The sequence below is a fragment of the Nocardioides sp. genome, assembly GCF_047606145.1.
GTDB lineage: Bacteria > Actinomycetota > Actinomycetes > Propionibacteriales > Nocardioidaceae > Nocardioides.
Window position 1 is genome coordinate 1 of sequence record NZ_JASGET010000047.1, and the last position, 17,604, is coordinate 17,604.

The following is a 17,604-nucleotide window of genomic DNA, read 5'->3' on the forward strand; positions in this document are numbered from 1 at the left end:
CGCCCGGTGCCGCGCCGTCGCCACCGCGGCAGCGGCCTCGGCGCCGGAGGCCAGCACACTCGCCCCGCGTAGGACGTCGTCCGGCAGCGAGACGACCGCGCGAGAGTCGTCCAGCGCCGGGCCGGGGCGCTCCACGTCGGCCAGGTCCACGAGCCGCAGCTCCTCGCCGAGCAGCAGCCCTGCTCCAGAGCAGGCGTACGGCATCACCGCGGTGGTGGTGGCCGACACGCCGGCCGCCACCGTCTCCACGGTCAGCAGCTCCGGCGCGAACCGAGCCAGCAGGGGTACGGCGACGGCCGCGGTCTCGACGATGGGGCCCGGCGCTGCCGCACGACCGACCTCGTCGAACGCCGCGAAGAGCTCGAGTTCGGAGCCGCCTCCGCCCAGCTCCTCGGGCGCGAGCAGCGTCAGCAGGCCGAGCTCACCGAGGCCCTTCCACACCGCTGGCGGCGTCCCCGTCTCCCAAGCCTCGCGGACCGCCTCCGCCGGACAGGCCCGGGACAGGAAGCCGCGGATCGCGTCGGCGAAGGCGAGCTGGTCCTCGGTGGGTGCGAATCTCATCGTCCACTCCTCGGCATGCCGAGCACCCGCTCGGCGACGATATTGCGCTGGATCTCGTTGGTGCCGGCGAAGATGGGTGTCGCCATCGAGGTGATGAACCCGTGCCACCAATCGGTGTCGATCTCGGCCCGCTCGGCGAGCAGGTCCAGGGCGATCTCATGGGCCCGCACGTCCATCTCGGACCAGAAGACCTTGTTGATGCTCGACTCGGCCCCGATCGATCCGCCTTCGGCGATCCGGGTCATCGTCTTCATTCCGCCGTAGCGGTAGGCCTGCGCCCGGATCCACGCCTCGGTGACGTCGCGACGCTGGGCCGCCGACGCGTCGGGCGTCTTCCGGCAGAGGTCGACCAGCCGCTGCGCGGAGGCCAGAAAGCGACCCGGCGAGCGCAGGATGAGCCCACGCTCGGAGCCGGTGGTCGCCATCGCGACCTTCCACCCCTGTCCCACCTCGCCGAGCACATCGGCGTCGGAGACGAAGACGTCGTCGAAGAAGATCTCCCCGAAGCCGATCTGATCGCCCAGCTTGCGCACCGGACGCACCGTCACACCGGGCGCCTCCAGGTCGATGAGGAGGTAGGAGAGCCCATGGTGGCGGGTCGACTCGGGGTCGGTCCGCACCAGCGCGAAGAGCCGGTTGCAGAAAGGAGCCCGGGTGCTCCAGGTCTTCTGACCGTTCACCCGCCAGCCACCGGCGGCATCGTCGCGGCGGGCGTTCACCCGTACGCCGGCCAGGTCGCTGCCCGCCTCCGGCTCGGACCAGCCCTGCGCCCACATGTCCTCGACGCCCGCGATCCGCGGCAACAAGGCCGCCTTCTGCGCCTCGGTGCCGAACTCGAAGAGGGAGGGCGCCAGGAGGAACATCCCGTTCTGGGCGGCGCGCGGGCCCAACCCGGCCGCGAAGTACTCCTCCTCGAAGATCATCCACTCCCACAGGCCCAACCCCCGGCCGCCGTACTCGACGGGCCAGGAGACGGCCGCCCAGCCGGCCTCGAAGAGCACCCGCTCCCAGGCCCGGTTCGCCTCGAACGCCTCCCGCGAGGCATCCGGCGAGGGCAGTGACTCGGCAGGCCTGTTGTGCTGCAGCCAGTCACGCGCCTCCAGCCGAAACTCGTGATCGGCCGCTGATTCCACCAGATCCATCTCTCCTCCTTCTCAAGCGCTCTCGGTCGCTGCGACGAACTCGAGCGGCACGTTCCAGGTACGACTCGGATCGGCGAGCAGCACCTTCTCGCCTCGCAGGTTCACCGACCGCTCCACCGCCACCCCGTGCTCACCCAGCCGCCCGGCCAGGTAGTCCAGGTCGCCGGCCTCGAAGACGATCGCGTGCGGACCGTCGCCCCAGCGCTCCCAGAACTCGCCCGCCGCCGTACCGACTGCCGGCCGCAGGAGCTCCAGCGCGGCGCTGGAGGCGTTGCCGAACGTGTACGTCGCCCACGCCTCCCCGCCCTCCCATGAGAAGGCCGACGGCGCCAGCCCCATGCTCCGCGCGAGTGCCTGGACTGCGGCATCGATGTCACCGACGAGGAATCGTCGCGCCCGGATGCGGCGCACGCCCCGGGACGCCTCGACGTCGGGCTCGGCGACCGGCTCGATGCCGGCACTCGCCGAGGGGACGACCTCGAGCCACAGCCCGGCGTCGACACCGGCGTCGTATGCCAGCGGCTCACGCGCGGTGACCCCGATCCAGATCCGCGGGAAGGGGAAGTCCTCGCTCGGCTCGGTGATCCGGTGGCGTACGCCGCGGGTCCGCAGCCGCTCCAGGACGGCGTCCGTGTCCCCGGCGAGCACCGTCGCATGGGTCCTGACCGGCCGATCGGCCTGCGCCACGATCCGCTCCTCGACGTGGTCGTGCGGCTCGGTGCGTGGGCGCGGCGTGATCAACTCCAGTTGGGTGGGCGCCACCCGCAGCGACGGTCGGAGGCGCAGGAAGACCGCCCGGAAGCCATGGCCGGCGGGCTCGAGATAGGCAGCCGGCCGGGGAGCCGGCAGGCCGAGCAGGTCGACCAGCAGTGCGGCCGCCTCATCGGTCTCGGAGACCACGATGTCGGCGGACACGAGAGCGTCGTACATGATGCCGTCCTTGGTGAACGATCGTTCTTCCATCAATATTGAGATACACTATGCCATAATCTTCGACAGGAGGTCCCCATGCCCGAACCGGTCATCGCCGCGGCCCTGAGGACACCGATCGGGACGTCCTTCAAGGGCACGTTGTCGCGCACCCAGCCGGCCGACCTGGTGACCCCGGTGATCCAGCAGATCGTGCGGCGCCTCGCCGTACCCAGCGACTTGATCGACGACGTGATCCTGGCCGAGTCGCTGCACGGCGGCAGCGTCCTCGCCCGCTATGCCGCGATCGAGGCGGGCTTGGTCGACGTGCCCGGTCTGGCGGTCAATCGTCATTGCGCCGGCGGGCTGAGCGCGATCCTCACCGCGGCCGGCGCGATCCTCACCGGCGACCGCGCGATCATCGCCGGCGGAGTGCAGTCGTCCTCCACCGCACCCCTGCTCGGCGACCGGTTCGCGCCCGACCAGCCTTGGGTCTTCGAATCGCACCGTCCCACCCCGGACGCACCGGCCGACGACATGTCGATCACCGTCGGCTGGAATGCCGCTCGGCTCACCGGCATCACCCGCGCCGAGCAGGACGCATGGGCGCTCCGGTCACACCAGCGCGCGATCGCCGCGATCGACGCCGGCCAGTTCGCCGGCGAGATCATCGGGATCGACGTCGTCCGCGCCGACGGCGAGCAGGTCCGGTTCCAGAGCGACGAGCACCCGCGGGCCTCGACGAGCTTGGAGAAGCTCGCCGCACTGCAGCCGCTCCATCCCGAGATCGATGGGTTCAGCGTCACAGCCGGCAATGCCAGCGGGATCAACGACGCCGCAGCCGCGGTCCTGGTCGCCGACGCCGACGCCGCGAAGGACCACGGCTGGGCACCCCTCGCCCGCATCGTGGCCGGAGCCAGCGTCGGCGTCTCCCCCGAGCGCACCGGACTCGCCGTGCCGCAAGCGATCGCGAAGGCACTGGCTCGTGCCGGCATCGCCGCCGACCAGGTCGATCTCTGGGAGATCAACGAGGCCTTCGCCTCCGTCGTCATCGCAGCCTGTCGCGAGCTGAAGCTCGACGAGGACCTGGTCAACCCGTATGGCAGCGGCTGCTCGCTGGGGCATCCCGTCGCCGCGACCGGGGCCCGGATGGTGACCACCCTGGCCCACGAACTCCACCGTCGCGGAGGCGGCGTCGGGGTCGCCGCGATGTGCGCCGGCGGCGGAATGGGAAGCGCGATCGTGCTGGATTCGCGTCACTGACACGCCGCCCAACACCAAGACACCTCAAGCCTGCCCGGCGTCGGGTGCCGTAAGTTCTGAATCCGATATGGTTCGCGTCCTGGCTCGGAAGGAGCCGCATGACCCAGTCCGCACCCAAACGCTCGGTCGGCCGCCCCAAGCTGCTGATCGATCCGACCGAGGTCGCCACCGTCGCCGCGCGCCTGTACGACGAGAACGGCTTCGACGCGGTCTCCATCGAGAGCGTCGCCGAAGGGCTCGGCGTCTCCCGGGCGACGCTCTACCGGACGGTGCGCTCCCTCGACGAGCTCCACAGCATCCTGCTCGACCGGCTGGTGCACGATGTCGAAGACCACGCCCGGGAGCTGCTCGCGAAGCAGACCGAGCCCGGTGCGGCTCTGGTCGCGATGATCCGCTTCCAGGTCGACAACTCGGTCCGGATGCGCAATTACAGCGGCGTCTACTTCGGCTGGGGCCTCTCGGACGAGAGCTACAAGCGCTGGCGCCGGTGGGCCAACGACTACGAGTCCCTGTGGACCGCCGTGGTCGAGGACGCCGTCGAAGCCGGCTACCTCCAGAGCGATGACGTGCAGGTGACGACCCGACTGATCCTCGGCATGCTCAACTGGGTGTCCCGCTGGTACAGCGGGTCGTCCGCCCGGACCGCCGAGTCCATCGGAGACGCAGCGGTCCGTCTGGTCCTCCCCGGTTGGAAGGACCAGACGGACTAGTCGTACGACTAGTCGCTCGAGTGCGCGTCGCGCCTCAAGGACGATGCGTACGGGCCGGCACCCGGTCGCGGTGCTCGTCCCAGTAGGGGGCCCAGGTCGCCCAGGCCTGTGGCAACGTCGGAGCGAAGCGACGAGCCGCCTCACCGGCCGCGTCCGCACCGCCACGATCGCCCGCATCCCACCCGGGCCAATGGTTGAACCCCACCGTCTGCGGCAGGTCGCGGACATCGGCGGTGTAGAGATAGGTCGGCCGGCGTGAGGCGATCAGCCAGGTGCCGTCGACCCGCTGGTACTCGTCGAAGTAGACCATCAGCTGGACCACCCAGTCGTCGGCGTCCTCGTGCTCGACCCGGCAGTAGACGGTGCCGCTGGCGTGGTCGCCGTCGATCGTATCGATCACATGGCCGCAGATCTGGTGCATGCTGCGGTAGAAGTTCGTCAGCACCGTCGCGAAGTACGCCCGCACAGCCTGCGGTCCGCGCTCGTCGACGCGGCGGCTGAAGACCGCGTCGGGGGTGTAGAGCGAGGCCAGCGTGTCGAGGTCCCGAGCGTCGATCGCCCGGGCGTAGCGCATCGGCAACTGGCTGATCGCCTGGAAGGCCTCGATGCGTTCGACGCGAGCCTCGAGGTCCGAGGTCGTCATGGTCATTGCGCTCCGCCGCCGATCAGTAGTGGTGAGCGCCGGCGTCGATGGTGACGTGGTCCGAGGTGATCTTCTTGGAGTCGTCGCCGAGGAGGAAGAGCACCAGGTCGGCGATGTCCTCGACGTCGATGCGCCGGTCCGGGAGGAATGCCGTGGCCATCTCCCCCATCGGCGGGTTGGTCGCGTTCGTCTCGGCAATCCGCGACTGCATGTCGCCCGAGCCCATCGGCGTCTCCACCGCACCGGGGTGGATGCTGTTGACCCGGATGTTGTACTTCCCGAGCTCGACAGCGAACGCGCGGGTCATCCCGGTCACCGCGTGCTTGCTGGTGGTGTAGGGGATCATGAACGGCTGCACCTTGACCCCGGCGTACGAGCTGGTCAGCACGATCGAGCCGGCACCTGCCTCGATCAGGTGCGGAGCGCCGGCCATCACGGTGTTCCAGACGCCGGTGACGTTGATGTCCATCGTGTCGCGGAACTGCTCGGGAGTGGTCTCGGCCCACGTGCTGGGAATGCAGATCGCGGCATTGCCGGCGATCCCGTCGAGGCGACCGAACATCTCCACGCCGCGGTCCACCAGGTCCCTGAGCCCGGCGAGATCACGTACGTCGCCCTGCTCGATGAGGTGACGCCCGCCGACCGCCTCGATCTGCGAGATCGTGGCGGCCAGGTCCTCCGGCGTTGGCGAGTCGTAGGGCACCCCGGGCAGCGGACCGGCGAGGTCTACGCCGATCACGTCGGCGCCCTCCTTGGCCATCCGGACGGCGATCGCGCGCCCCTGCCCCCGGGCGGTCCCGGTGACGAAGACGACCTTGCCCTGCATCCGCTTGCTCACGGATTCTCCCATCGATGTCGGTGACTAGAGCCGCACGGAGCCCAGTGCCACATCGGCGTCCGGCTCTACGACCACGCCGAGGATGCGCAATGGCAGACCGATCCGCTCCTCGAACCTCTTCGATCTCTCGATGAGGTCGAAGTCTTCGGGACTGACCCCGATCGTGGACACCTCCAGATCCGCCTCGCGTGCGGCCGCGATCGCGGTGCGTGCGTTGTCGAACAACACGGCAAGGGACGGTACGGGGGTAGCCGCTGTGGTCATCTGCCCACACTCCTGGACTCGTCGGTGGCTCGACTGTAGCGTTGGCCATCGGCATTTACAAGACGGATCGTCGCAATATCCGAGGGGTGTGCGGGATAGTCGGTGTAGCCGGTCCCCAGGTCTCCGTCCGGCGACCGGTAGTAGGTCGATCGGTCCGGGCGCGCCAACTCGATTCCCTGCGCGATCCGCTCGGGGAGATCCGGGTTCGCGATGAAGGATCCGCCGAAGCTCACCGCGTCCGCTGCACCGGAGACGACGGTCTCGGCCGCCGTGCCGGGATCGTGGCCGCCGTTGGCCACCAGCACCCCGGAGAAGTGGCGGCGGATCAGCGCGGTGGCGTCGAACGAGCCAGCCGGATGTCGTCCCCGGTAGTCGGCGACCTCGACGAACGCCAGCCCGAACTCGTCGAGCCGCTCCGCCAGGCAGGCATACAGGCCTTCGGGGTCCTCGTCGCGGATGTCGTTGAAGCCGAAGGACGGCGAGACCTTGATGGCGATCCGATCGGCACCGATGCGATCCGCTGCCAGCTCCACACACTCGAGCAGGAAGCGCGCCCGCTTCTCGCGGCTGCCGCCGTATGCGTCCTCGCGCACGTTCGTCGACGAGGAGAGGAACTGCATCGGCAGGTAGCCGCCGGCGGCATGGATCTGGACCGCGTCGAAGCCAGCCCGGATCGCACGCTCAGCCGAGAGGACGAAGAAGTCGATCTCCCGGCGTACCTCGTCGGTCCGCAGCGCGGTCGGCATCGGATAGCCGCGATCGTGGCGTGGACAGCGCACCGCGTAGCCTCGACAGTCCGGACTCGGCCGGATCGCCGACGGCGCCACCGGTGCTGCGTTGCCGGGGAGCAGCTCACGGAACGTGATCCGGCCCGCGTGCATGAGTTGTGCGACCATCCGCCCGCCCGCTTCGTGGACAGCGTCCAGCACCGATCGCCAACCGCGTTCGTGCTCCTCGGCGTAGAGGGCAGGCTGGTTGAGCTCGCCACGGCCCAGCGGTGACGGGTTGATGCCTTCGCTGATGATCGCCCCCGCCCCGGCGCGCTGCGCGTAGTAGGTCGCCATCGCCGCCGTCGGGACCTGGTCCGGATCGGCCCGACAGCGCGTGCACGCCGCCATGAAGACCCTGTTGGCGGCCTCGAAGGCACCGACCTCCAGCGGGTCGAGGAGGCTCATCACGCGACAACCGCGATGCCGACACGATCGCAGAAGGCGAGCAGCGCCTCGCTCAGCGCCTGGCCCGCCTCCAGCATCGGATAGTGCCCACCGGGCAGCGTCGCCGAGGTGAGGTCCGGCAGTTGCTCGACCAGCCACGGCACTGCCTTCCGGGCCAGGATCGGGTCGTCCTCACCGTAGAGATGGAGTATCGGCAGCCGGGCGCGCGCCACCAGGTCGGACTGATCGCACGTCAACAGCGTCCGGTAGAACTCCAGCGCCACCCATGACGGCGTCTGGAGCACCATGGCCAGCAGCCAGTCGACCAGCTCCGGCACGGGGTCCGCCCCGAAGGAGACCAGCAGGTTCTTCTTGCGGGTGGCGAACTTCGCCGTCCGCTCCCCGGTGACCAGAGCAGGCAGCAGCGCCTCCGCCGGGGCACCGAACGGGAACCCCGCCGTACGCGCCGCGGCCACCCCATTGGAGGAGAGCAGGACCAGACCCGCCAGGTCGGCGCCCTGGACCGCCGCGCTGAAGGCCACCTGCCCGGCGAAGGAGTGGCCGACGAGGAGCCCGCGCCCGACCTCGAGCAGACGCATCGCCTCGACCAACTGCCCGGCGAGCTCGGGGATCGCGTAGCCGCTCAGTGGTTGGTCGGACTCCCCGTGGCCGAGCAGGTCGATACAGACCACGCGGTAGCCGGCCTCGGTGAGGGAGCACACCTGCTGGTCCCAGATCCGGCGGTCCAGGAACATGCCGCCGACGAGCACCACGCTCGGCCCGGTGCCGAGATCCTGGACCGCGAGCTTCAATCCGTCGCCGACGGTGATCGTGTTCATCAAAGGCCTCTCTGGCTATGCCGTGGAACTCAGTAGGACTTCGGCAGGCCCAGCGCATGCTCGGCGACGAAGTTGAGCACCATCTCTCGCGAGACCGGCGCGACCTGCAGCGCCCGGACCATCCACCAGAAGTCGCTCAGACCGGTCTCCAACGCCAGCCCGCTGCCACCGTGCACCTGGATCGCCGCATCGAGGCTGCGCACGGCCGCGTCGGCGGCGACCATCTTGGCCATGTTCGCCGCCTCGCCTGCGGGTTGGCCCGCGTCGACGAGCGCAGCGGCTCGTTCGGTGTGGAGTCGCGCCGACTCCAGCTCGACCTTCACCTGGGCCAGGGCGTGCGCCACACCCTGATGGGCGCCGATCGGGACCTCCCAGACGACGCGGGACCGGGCGTAGGCAGCGGCGCGGCCGAGAGCGTAGCGGCCCAGACCCAGCCCGAGCGCGGCGCTGAGGATCCGCTCGGGGTTGAACCCGTCGAAGAGCGCCTTGAGACCGCCGTCGAGCTCCCCGACCAGAGCAGTCCAGGGGAGCCGGACCTGCTCCAACCTGAGGTTCCACTGCTTGTCCGGAGCCACCATCACCAGCGGATGCGGCTCGAGCCTCACCCCCGGGGTATCGGGTGGTACGAGGAAGATCGAGAGGGCTGCCTTCCCCCGCGCGGTGGTGCCCGTGCGGGCGGCGATCAGCACCGCGTCGGCGCGTTCGACCCCGGAGACGAAGGTCTTCGCGCCGTTCAGCACGAAGTCGTCACCGCCACGGACGGCAGTGGTGACAAGGCGCTGCGAGTTCGAGCCCGCCTCGGTCTCGGTGATCGCGAACGACAGGATCCGGGTGCCGGCGGCCAGCCCGGGCAGCCAGGCGGCCTGCTGGTCGGCCGTCCCGTGTGCGGCGATGATGCTGCCGCCGATCCCCTGCGAGTAGATGAGTGGTTGGAGGGGGCATCCGGCGGCGGCCAGTTCCTCGGTCACCGCGGCCAGGTCCACCAGGCCGGCCCCACCACCGCCGTAGGCGACGGGGAGACCGATCCCGATCAGCCCGGCCTCGGCCAGCTCCTGCCACAGTTCGCCTGGGAAGCGTGCGGCTCGCGCGCAGTCGAGGAAGTACGGCGCGCCGAAGCGGGCGGCGATCCCAGCCGCGCTGGCGCGGACGTCACTCATCGCCGTACGCCCCAGGCCGCCAGCGCCTCCTCGGTCTGCGCGCCGACGGTGATCGGCCCGGTGGTCAGCGTGGGCCTCGTCCGCGAGAAACGCGGCGCCGGTGCCGGCTGCACGATGCCCTCGTGCTCCACGAAGACGCCCCGCGCGGTGTTGTGCGGGTGGTGGAAAGCCTCCTGGAGCCGCAGCACCCCGCTCACGCATGCGTCGGTGCCGTCGAAGACGGCGGCCCACTCGGCGCGGGTGCGCTCCTTGAACCGCTCCGCCAGCGCCGCACGCAGCGCCTCGCGCTGGGTCGGGTCATCGCGTGCCGGAAGGTCGTCGGGGAGCTCGAGGAGCTTGGTCAAGGTGGCGTAGAACGACGGCTCGATGGCGGCGACCGCGAGGTGCTCGCCGTCGGCCGTCTCGTACACGTCGTAGTACGGCTCGGCGCCGTTGAGGATGCCGCCGACGCGCCGGTCGGACTGACCGGCGGCATGGAGCGCAGCCCCCAGCGCGTTCAGGTGTGCGGTGCCGTCCACGATCGCCGCGTCGACCACCTGACCCTGGCCACTGAGCCGCGCCTCGAGGAGCGCGGCCAGCAGACCGATGACCAGGTACGTCGAACCACCGCCGAAGTCACCGAGCAGGTTGGAGGGGAACTGTGGCCGGGCTGGGTCCTGGCCGAGGCCGTAGAGCGCGCCGGCCACCGCGACGTAGTTCATGTCGTGGCCGGCCGCCTGTGCCAACGGCCCGTCCTGACCCCAGCCGGTCATCCGGCCGTAGATCAGGGAGGGGTTGCGGGCCAGGCAGACCTCGGGACCGAGCCCGAGACGCTCGGTGGTCCCGGGCCGCATCCCCTCGACGAGGATGTCGGCCCGGGCCACCAATTCCAGCACCGTCTCGGTCGAGGCCGGGTCCTTCAGGTCCAGAGCGACGCTCGGTCGCCCTCGCGTGAGGAGGTCGTGCGGCCCCTCCCCCAACAGCCCGCCACCGGGGCGGTCGATCCGGATGACGTCGGCACCGAGATCGGCCAGGATCATGCAGGCGTGCGGTGCCGGGCCGATGCCCGCCAGCTCGACGACCCTGATCCCACGCAGGGGCCCTGTCCCCTGCCCCAGCTCGTACGCCATCTCGACCTACCCCTGTCTCATCTGTGCTGTCGGGTGTGCCTGCGCCGGACTTCGCCGGATCAGAAGACGCCGGCGTCCGTGAACGCCTTCTGCTCGGTCTCGTCGAGGCACTTGTAGCCGCCCTCGGAGACGTACTTCCCGTCCTTGATGGTGATGTCGAAATAGCACGGGATGATGGTCGCCTCGCCCTTGGTGTAGTTCAGCGGGGGCGCGATGCCGCCGAGGGTCTCGTCCTTGAGCGCGTAGAGACCGTCGAGCACGTCCTCGGTGCTCGAGGTGGCGGTCACGTCGCCGGCCTTCGCCGCGGCCTCGAAGAGCTCACCGGCGGCCCACTCCCAGGTCAGCGAGTAGGCAAACTGGTCGCTCGTGGTCAGACCGGGGACGTACTTGTTCATCGCGTCGGTGAACCGCTTGATGCCGGGCACCGACTGGTCGGTGTAGTTGGCGTTGACCGAGGTCACGCTCGCGCCCTCGTAGTTCTTGTCCTTCAGCCAGGTGATCGTCGACGACCCCGTGTTGGCCACCACCCGCGGCTGGTAGCCCTGGGCGGCGCAACTGTCCACGATCCGCTGGGCGATGTTGCCGTCGTCCTGGATGGTCATCGCGTCCGCTCCGCTGTTCTTCATCTGCAGGCAGACGGCGGTGTAGTCGGGGGCGGTCGCCGAGACCTTGGCCGGGGTGAGCTTCATCCCGAGCGAGGTGGCGTACTTCTGGGCCGGGCCCTCCATGTTGGCGCAGATCGGCGACTCGGCGCAGTAGAGGAAGGCCATGTTGGTCGCGCCCGCCTCCTTGCCGACCGCCATCGAGGTGTAGAGCTCCACCCCGAGGGTGCCGCCGGTCGGGAAGAAGTCCGAGCTGGTCGCGAACGGCGGGAAGAGCGACTCACCGCCCACCACCGGGATGCCGGCCTGCTCGATGTAGGAGGCCCAGGAGGCATCCACGACGCTCATGTCTCCGACGATGGCGATGACACCGTCGCTCGCGAGCTCCTTGGCGGCCTGGAGTCCCTTGGCCGCGTCCGCGCCGTCGTCCTTGACGATCATCTGGACCTGGGACCCGTTGATGCCGCCGGCGGCGTTGACCGAGCTCGCCCACGCTTTGGCCACGTCGCCCGAGCGCCCCAGCGAGGAGGACTGCGAGCCCGAACAGCTGCAGATCATCCCGACCTTGATGGTGTTGCTCGACGAGCCGCCGTTGGCCCCGGCTGCGTCGCCGGCGCTCGTGTCACTGCTGCTGCCGCACGCCGCCAGGACGGTGACCGGCAGCAGCAGGGCGGCCAGGGCCGCCGTTCTCTTGTAGGTACGCATGGCTTTCTTCTCCTGACAGTCGGACTCGGTCACACTCGATTGGTCAACAAGATGCTGCGGTGGTGCGGGGACCTGCTGGGGAACGACGGGATGTCTGGTGCGAGCCCACGGGGCGTTCAGTACGACGCCGCGGTGGTGTCCGGCACACCGGCCCGATCGGCCTCGGGCGCGGAGAGCGCCTCGGCCGCCTCGGGATCGACGTGGAGGTACCGGCGGACGAGCTCGTCCTCGTCGACCTCGTCGACGGATCCGGAGAAGCTGATCTCGCCGCGGTCGAGGAGGTAGACGTCGTCGGCCATCTCCAGGGCCTTGCCGACGTACTGCTCCACCAGCAGGAGCGCGACTCCCGTGCTCGCGAGCCTCCGCAACGCGTCGAAGATCTGGCCGACCACGATCGGCGCGAGTCCCATCGAGACCTCATCGAGGAGGACGACCGAGGGCTCGGTGGTGAAGCACCGCGAGAGCGCCAGCATCTGCTGCTGGCCGCCAGAGAGCGATCCGGCCCGGTCACTCAGCCGGCCGTCCAACGCGGGGAACGCATCGAGCGCCTTGCCGATCGTGCTGGCCGCGTCGTGCTTCGGCGCCTGGAGGACGAGGTTCTCCCGCACGGTCAGGTTGGGGAAGACGCCCCGCCCTTCGGGGATCAGGCACAGCCCATCAGCGCTGCGCTGGGAGGGCTGGCGCCGGTTCACGACCGTGCCGCCGAGGCGTACCTCGCCGGAGCTGACGCGCAGCAGACCGGCGGCCGCTCGTAGGGTCGTCGTCTTCCCGGCACCGTTCGCACCCAGCAACGCGACGACCCGGCCCGCCTCCACCTTCACGCTGACATCACGCAGGATCGTGGTCGTTCCATATCCCGCGGTGACGCCCGCGAGCTCCAACACCGGGACCGTCATGACGCCACCGCCTCGGCAACATCCGAGCCCGACGCGTCGAGTTGCTGGCTCAACGCGTCCGACCCGAGGTAGGCCGACTGGACAAGGGGTGACCGCATCGCCTCGCGGGCGGTACCGGCGAAGAGCGGCTTGCCGAAGTCGAGGACGAAGACGCGGTCGCAGACGTCCGTCACCAACGTCATGTCGTGCTCGACGAGCAGGATGCCGAGGCCACGCTCCTCGACCAGCGCCTGCAAGATCTTGCCGAAGCGTTCGGTCTCGGCCCGGTCCAGGCCCGACGACGGCTCGTCGAGGAGCAGGATCCGATAGTCGCCGGCGACGCAGCGAGCCAGCTCGACGAGCCGCCGCTGACCGGTCGAGAGCGACATCACCGGGACCGACGCCAGCTCGACGAGGTCGCAGATCCGCAGGGCGTCGGCGGTCCGCGCCGCCAGCCTGGCGTTGTCGCCGGGGCGGGAGAACAGGTGGCTCAGTGGGTTGGCGCCGGCCAGCGTGGACTCGTATCCGATCGCGACGTTGTCCCAGACGCTGAGCGACTCCAGCAGCTCGACCTTCTGGAAGGTGCGCCCCAGGCCGAGCCGCGCCCGGGCGGCCGGACGGGCCCGTCCGATGTCTCGACCGTCGAGCAGTACCCGGCCCTGGGTCGGTCGGAGCAAGCCCGAGCACGCGTTGAACGTGGTCGTCTTCCCGGCGCCGTTGGGACCGATCAGGCCGGTGATCTCCCCCGTACGAGCCTGGAGCGCCAGCCCGTCGACGGCGACCTGGCCGCCGTAACGGACCTGCAGGCCCTCGACCACCAGCAGCCCCGGCCGTACCCGGCGATCCTCAGCCGCCGGAGCAGCCGTGGCCACCTCGGCGACCGTGCGATGGCCGCGGCCCGGCCACCGGAGCTGGATCCGACCGAACGTGGCATTGACCCAGTCCGTGACCTTCGAGGCGCCACCCGCCCGGGTCGGCATCACCGCGACCAGGATGGCGCAGATGCCGAAGAGCAGCTGCAGCACGATGCTGACGTTGCCGCCCGGCAGGTAGGACGGGATCAGGATCATGCCGGCGCCGGCCAGGACTGCGTTCCACGGCAGCCGGCCCGGATTGATCATGATGAGCACGAAGTAGGTCAGCGAGGTGATCGGCGAATAGGAGGTGGTGGTGACCACTGACATCGCGGCGCCGACCAGCGCACCGCCCATCGCCGCCAGAAAGGCCGAGAGACAGAAGACGATCACCCGGGTCAGCGAGGCCGCTGCGCCGCTGGTGGCCAGCGCCGTCGGCGAATCCGCCATCGCCCGCAGCAGCCGCCCCAGCCGTCCGCGGCTCAGGGCGATCACGATCGCGGTCGTGACCACGACGATCGCGAGGGTCAGGTAGTAGTAGCCGTTGTCACTGGCCAGATCGACCCAGGACAGGTCCGGCCGCGGGACGTTCAAGCCCAGCATGTTGGAGCCGAACATCATCGACTCGTTGTAGAACATGTACTGCAGCAGCAGTCCGAAGCCGAGGGTGGCCAACGCCAGGTAGAGGCCGCTCAGCCGGCCGGCGGGGATGGCGAGGACGGCACCCACCGGCACCGCGACCAGGCCGGCCAGCAGCAGCGCACCGAGCCACGGGATGCCCGCTCCGCCGCTGAAGTGGGCGAACGAGGTGGCCCCGAGCGCCATGAAGCTGATGTGGCACAGCGACACCTGCCCCGAGGTCTTGACCAGCAGCGCCAGCGAGAGGAAGACGACGACTGTCGCCACCGCGACGGTCCAGTCGACGATGTGCAGACCGGCGAAGCTCGGCACCAGCAGGAGCAGGACCAGCAGGGCGAGGCCGCCCAGCGCCTGCAGCGAGGCGGGAGCCCGCCGGGCGACCTGGGAGCGTGGCACCGAGAAGGCGGGACCCATCAGGTGACGCTTGGGATAGACCAGGATCACGACGAACAGCACGATGAACGACAGCGCCGACGGGACCCCTGCGAGGATGCCCGTGGTGAACCACTTCGTGCACAGCGACGCCAGCACGCCGACGCCGAGGCCACCGAGGAAGGTGTACGGCAGGCTGGTGAAGGCGCCGATGGCGGCGGCTCCGAACGCGGAGACGATGAGGAGCGTCAGGTTGACCGCGTCCAGGGCCATCAGCGGAGCGAAGAGCACGCCACAGGCCGAGACGAAGACGCCGCCGATCATCCACGCCAGGCGGCGGGTGGCCACCGGGCTGGTTCCGGTGACGCCCAGCAGCTCGGGGTTGTCGACCACCGCCCGCATCGCGATCCCGCGACGAGAGAGGCGGAAGTAGGCCGAGAGAGCGGCGGTCGCGACGAGCGCGAAGATCAGGGTGATCAGCTGCGACCACTGCACCACGGTGCCGCCGATCGTGAAGCCGCCGGACCCGAGGAACGCAGGCACCGTGTGCAGCGAGTCGGTGCCGTAGATCAGCTGCACCGCGGCCTCGACGGCCAGCAGGACGCCGACCGTGGCAGCTATCTGCAACGCCAGGCTGGCCGTCTGGATCCGTCGGACGAGAAGCTCCATGAGGAGGCCCATCAGCGGGCCGAGCACCAGCACCACGATCGCCCCCGCCACCGGCCAGGCCATGTGGTGGCTCACGTGCAGCGTGTAGAAGGCGTACGCCGCGATGGTCGCGAGAGCTCCGTGCGCGAAGTTGAAGACGCCCGAGGTCTTGAACGTCAGCACCAGGCCTACGCCGGCGAGGCCGTAGACGGCGCCGGTCGTGAGACCGGCGACGATGAAGGTCAAAAGGTCCATCAGCAAGATCTCCCGTTCGAGAGCCGACGATATTTCAAGACGATCAGTCGCATATTTAGACGAGGGGCGACCCAGGCCGCCCAGGAGGCGAGGGGGACTACAGGTCCAAGACGAGGCGCGGGCAGGCGGCGCGACTCACGCAGATCATCATCGTGGCGTTCTCGCGCTGCTCGTCCTCGGAGAGCACGACATCGCGGTGATCGGCGACCCCGGAGACGATCCGGGTCTCGCAGCTGCCGCAGAACCCCTCCTCACACGAGGACGGCGCGTCCATCAGCTCACGGACGGCGGCGAGAATCGACGTGCCCGGCGGCACCGTGAGGACGGCACCGGTGCGCTGGAGCTCCACCTCGAAGGCGACGTCGCCCTCGACCTCGGCAGCGAGGTCGCCACCGGCACCGAAGCGCTCGAGGTGCAGCGCCGACCCTCGCCCCTGAGCGGCACACTCGGCCTCGAGAGCCGCCAGCAGCCCCTCCGGGCCGCAGGCGTAGATCAGGGCGTCCACATCGGCACCGCCGATCTCTGCGGCGAGGTCGGGCAGCCCGTCGGTGTCCTGCGGGACGACCTCGACACCCTCGACCGCGCCGAGGCGATCCAGGAAGGCCATCGAGTCGCGGCTCCGGCCGCCGTACACGAGGCGCCACGACGCGCCCTGCTCCTGTGCGGCTGCGATCATCGGCAGGATCGGGGTGATCCCGACGCCGCCGGCGACGAAGAGATACGCCGGGGCCGGCACGAGCTTGAAGTGGTTGCGCACGCTGCGCACCTCGATGACGTCTCCGACCCCGATCCGCTCGTGCATCTCGACCGAGCCGCCGCGCGACGTCGGCTCCCGCAGCACCGCGATCTCATAGGCCCCGCGCTCGGCCGGACTGCCGCACAGCGAGTACTGGCGGACCAGGCCCGACGGAAGAACGATCTCCAGGTGCGCCCCCGGCGCCCACCCGGACAGCGGAGCGTCATCGGCGGAGACGAGCCGGAACAGCCGGACACAGTCGGAGACGTCACGGACCTCCACCACGCGGACCCGCACCGCACCATCGCCCACGCCGTCGACCGGTGCTTCAGCGCGGTCCACTGTGTCCAGATCCGTGGTCATTGCTCTGTCTCCCAGGTGGTGATGAGGCTCGCGCCACGGGCTTCGAGGTGGCGTTCAGCACAGGCTAGTGGCCCGCGTCACAGGATTACAAGACAGATAGTCGCAAATCCCTAAGGTTTTTAGACGAGACGTCTCCGATTACCGTTCGCCGGCGTGTCGGAGCGCGCCGTCCGCCCAGGTGACGATCTCCTCGACACCCGCACGACGCGTCCGGAACCCGTTCGCCGGATGATCCGGGTCGGGGCGGCCGAACGAGATCCCGAGCAGCACCAGACGGTCCTCCGGGATGTCGAAGTGCTCGCGCACGAACGGCGCCTGGCTCGCGATGGCGGCCTGAGCGATCGTGCCGATGCCCCGACTCTGAGCCGCCAGCAGGAAGCTCTGCACGAACAGGCCGCAGTCGAGCGCGCCGTACGTCCCCAGCCGCCGGTCGGTCGTCACCACAGCGACATGCGGTGCGCCGAAGAGCGAGAAGTTCTCGAGCATCTGGAGTCCGGAGGCGACGCGATCACCCTTGTCGATCCCGAGGCTCTGATAGAGCTGCCAGCCACACTCCCGGCGCCGATCGCGGTAGACCCCCTCGTACGCCGGCGGGAACGGCATGTCGGGTGCGTCTGCGAACGACGTCTCCGCGTGCGCGCGTAGGGCCTTCCGGAAGCGCTCGGTCTCCTCGCCGTCGGTGATGATCAGCTCCCACGGCTGGGTGTTGCACCACGACGGCGCATGCGAGGCGGCGGCGACGAGCTCGGCGATCTCGGCCCGCTCGAGAGGATCCGGCAGGAACCCTCGGCAGCTCTGGCGCTCGGCGAGGAGCCGGTCGACGAACTGGCTCTCGGCCCCGCTCATTGGTGCACCATCCGTGTGTCGGCGCTGATTGCAGCGGGTGTGTGGTGAGGCTTCCCGATGAACCGCCGGCCGGTGGCTGACCGCCCTGCTCGCTTGTCCGTGGAGGACCAGCATGAGATC

17 protein-coding genes are annotated in these 17,604 nt (G+C 69.7%); 2 read left to right on the plus strand and 15 right to left on the minus strand.

Features of this window, described 5'->3' with window-relative positions:
• From QM638_RS06460 to QM638_RS06470, 3 genes are all read right to left on the minus strand, one after another.
• Window positions 1–561 (minus strand): acyl-CoA dehydrogenase family protein (locus tag QM638_RS06460; protein ID WP_415141131.1); only part of this gene is annotated, 561 nt, incomplete at its 3' end.
• Entirely contained in the window at window positions 558–1,703 is a 1,146-nt protein-coding gene (locus QM638_RS06465) for an acyl-CoA dehydrogenase family protein (protein WP_415141132.1), read from the minus strand. The genes QM638_RS06465 and QM638_RS06460, both read right to left, overlap by 4 nt.
• Window positions 1,704–1,715: 12 nt before the next feature.
• Complete coding sequence (locus tag QM638_RS06470; protein WP_415141133.1) at window positions 1,716–2,666, minus strand: hypothetical protein; 951 nt, start codon at window positions 2,664–2,666, stop codon at window positions 1,716–1,718.
• A gap of 45 nt (window positions 2,667–2,711) precedes the next feature.
• Between QM638_RS06470 and QM638_RS06475 the strand changes: the two genes are divergently transcribed.
• Together QM638_RS06475 and QM638_RS06480 are read left to right on the plus strand one after the other, a co-directional pair.
• Window positions 2,712–3,875, plus strand: a complete 1,164-nt coding sequence (locus QM638_RS06475) for a thiolase family protein (protein WP_415141134.1) — start codon at window positions 2,712–2,714, stop codon at window positions 3,873–3,875.
• A 98-nt stretch (window positions 3,876–3,973) separates the two neighbouring features.
• The gene (locus QM638_RS06480; protein WP_415141135.1) at window positions 3,974–4,585 is read left to right on the plus strand and encodes a TetR/AcrR family transcriptional regulator; all 612 of its coding nucleotides are present in this window, start codon (window positions 3,974–3,976) and stop codon (window positions 4,583–4,585) included.
• Window positions 4,586–4,619: 34 nt separating this feature from the next.
• Here QM638_RS06480 and QM638_RS06485 read toward each other — a convergent pair whose 3' ends face one another.
• The 12 genes from QM638_RS06485 to QM638_RS06540 all read right to left on the minus strand — a co-directional run bounded on the left by QM638_RS06485 (window position 4,620) and on the right by QM638_RS06540 (window position 17,484).
• A complete protein-coding gene (locus QM638_RS06485; protein ID WP_415141136.1) occupies window positions 4,620–5,234 on the minus strand; it encodes a nuclear transport factor 2 family protein in 615 nt (204 codons plus the stop codon).
• 16 nt (window positions 5,235–5,250) lie between these two features.
• Entirely contained in the window at window positions 5,251–6,066 is an 816-nt protein-coding gene (locus QM638_RS06490) for a mycofactocin-coupled SDR family oxidoreductase (RefSeq protein ID WP_415141137.1), read from the minus strand.
• 24 nt (window positions 6,067–6,090) lie between these two features.
• Entirely contained in the window at window positions 6,091–6,330 is a 240-nt protein-coding gene (locus QM638_RS06495; protein WP_415141138.1) for a hypothetical protein, read from the minus strand.
• Window positions 6,327–7,505, minus strand: a complete 1,179-nt coding sequence (locus QM638_RS06500) for an alkene reductase (protein ID WP_415141139.1) — start codon at window positions 7,503–7,505, stop codon at window positions 6,327–6,329. The genes QM638_RS06495 and QM638_RS06500 overlap by 4 nt, the downstream gene beginning before the upstream one ends.
• Window positions 7,505–8,323, minus strand: coding sequence for an alpha/beta fold hydrolase (locus QM638_RS06505; RefSeq protein WP_415141140.1), 819 nt, complete (start codon window positions 8,321–8,323; stop codon window positions 7,505–7,507). The genes QM638_RS06500 and QM638_RS06505 overlap by 1 nt, the downstream gene beginning before the upstream one ends.
• Before the next feature lie 29 nt (window positions 8,324–8,352).
• Window positions 8,353–9,480, minus strand: coding sequence for an acyl-CoA dehydrogenase family protein (locus QM638_RS06510; RefSeq protein ID WP_415141141.1), 1,128 nt, complete (start codon window positions 9,478–9,480; stop codon window positions 8,353–8,355).
• Window positions 9,477–10,589 (minus strand): CaiB/BaiF CoA transferase family protein, encoded by a 1,113-nt coding sequence (locus tag QM638_RS06515; RefSeq protein ID WP_415141142.1) that lies wholly within the window; start codon window positions 10,587–10,589, stop codon window positions 9,477–9,479. Before QM638_RS06515 ends, QM638_RS06510 begins: the two co-directional genes overlap by 4 nt.
• Before the next feature lie 59 nt (window positions 10,590–10,648).
• Window positions 10,649–11,896: an ABC transporter substrate-binding protein gene (locus QM638_RS06520; RefSeq protein ID WP_415141143.1), complete on the minus strand. Its 1,248-nt coding sequence runs from the start codon at window positions 11,894–11,896 to the stop codon at window positions 10,649–10,651.
• A gap of 116 nt (window positions 11,897–12,012) precedes the next feature.
• Window positions 12,013–12,792, minus strand: coding sequence for an ABC transporter ATP-binding protein (locus tag QM638_RS06525; RefSeq protein ID WP_415141144.1), 780 nt, complete (start codon window positions 12,790–12,792; stop codon window positions 12,013–12,015).
• The gene (locus QM638_RS06530; RefSeq protein WP_415141145.1) at window positions 12,789–15,539 is read right to left on the minus strand and encodes an ABC transporter permease subunit; all 2,751 of its coding nucleotides are present in this window, start codon (window positions 15,537–15,539) and stop codon (window positions 12,789–12,791) included. Before QM638_RS06530 ends, QM638_RS06525 begins: the two co-directional genes overlap by 4 nt.
• A gap of 97 nt (window positions 15,540–15,636) precedes the next feature.
• On the minus strand, window positions 15,637–16,638 hold the full coding sequence (locus QM638_RS06535; protein ID WP_415141146.1) for a PDR/VanB family oxidoreductase: 1,002 nt from the start codon (window positions 16,636–16,638) through the stop codon (window positions 15,637–15,639).
• A 138-nt stretch (window positions 16,639–16,776) separates the two neighbouring features.
• Complete coding sequence (locus QM638_RS06540) at window positions 16,777–17,484, minus strand: nitroreductase (RefSeq protein ID WP_415141147.1); 708 nt, start codon at window positions 17,482–17,484, stop codon at window positions 16,777–16,779.
• Window positions 17,485–17,604: the final 120 nt, after the last annotated feature.

What these genes read in the sequence shown, in the direction of transcription:
- QM638_RS06465 (WP_415141132.1), bottom strand. Translation starts at nt 1,703, where the DNA reads ATGGATCTGGTGGAATCAGCGGCCGATCACGAGTTTCGGCTGGAGGCG.
- QM638_RS06470 (WP_415141133.1), bottom strand. Translation starts at nt 2,666, where the DNA reads ATGGAAGAACGATCGTTCACCAAGGACGGCATCATGTACGACGCTCTC.
- QM638_RS06475 (WP_415141134.1), top strand. Translation starts at nt 2,712, where the DNA reads ATGCCCGAACCGGTCATCGCCGCGGCCCTGAGGACACCGATCGGGACG.
- QM638_RS06480 (WP_415141135.1), top strand. Translation starts at nt 3,974, where the DNA reads ATGACCCAGTCCGCACCCAAACGCTCGGTCGGCCGCCCCAAGCTGCTG.
- QM638_RS06485 (WP_415141136.1), bottom strand. Translation starts at nt 5,234, where the DNA reads ATGACCATGACGACCTCGGACCTCGAGGCTCGCGTCGAACGCATCGAG.
- QM638_RS06495 (WP_415141138.1), bottom strand. Translation starts at nt 6,330, where the DNA reads ATGACCACAGCGGCTACCCCCGTACCGTCCCTTGCCGTGTTGTTCGAC.
- QM638_RS06500 (WP_415141139.1), bottom strand. Translation starts at nt 7,505, where the DNA reads ATGAGCCTCCTCGACCCGCTGGAGGTCGGTGCCTTCGAGGCCGCCAAC.
- QM638_RS06505 (WP_415141140.1), bottom strand. Translation starts at nt 8,323, where the DNA reads ATGAACACGATCACCGTCGGCGACGGATTGAAGCTCGCGGTCCAGGAT.
- QM638_RS06510 (WP_415141141.1), bottom strand. Translation starts at nt 9,480, where the DNA reads ATGAGTGACGTCCGCGCCAGCGCGGCTGGGATCGCCGCCCGCTTCGGC.
- QM638_RS06515 (WP_415141142.1), bottom strand. Translation starts at nt 10,589, where the DNA reads ATGGCGTACGAGCTGGGGCAGGGGACAGGGCCCCTGCGTGGGATCAGG.
- QM638_RS06520 (WP_415141143.1), bottom strand. Translation starts at nt 11,896, where the DNA reads ATGCGTACCTACAAGAGAACGGCGGCCCTGGCCGCCCTGCTGCTGCCG.
- QM638_RS06525 (WP_415141144.1), bottom strand. Translation starts at nt 12,792, where the DNA reads ATGACGGTCCCGGTGTTGGAGCTCGCGGGCGTCACCGCGGGATATGGA.
- QM638_RS06530 (WP_415141145.1), bottom strand. Translation starts at nt 15,539, where the DNA reads ATGGACCTTTTGACCTTCATCGTCGCCGGTCTCACGACCGGCGCCGTC.
- QM638_RS06535 (WP_415141146.1), bottom strand. Translation starts at nt 16,638, where the DNA reads ATGACCACGGATCTGGACACAGTGGACCGCGCTGAAGCACCGGTCGAC.
- QM638_RS06540 (WP_415141147.1), bottom strand. Translation starts at nt 17,484, where the DNA reads ATGAGCGGGGCCGAGAGCCAGTTCGTCGACCGGCTCCTCGCCGAGCGC.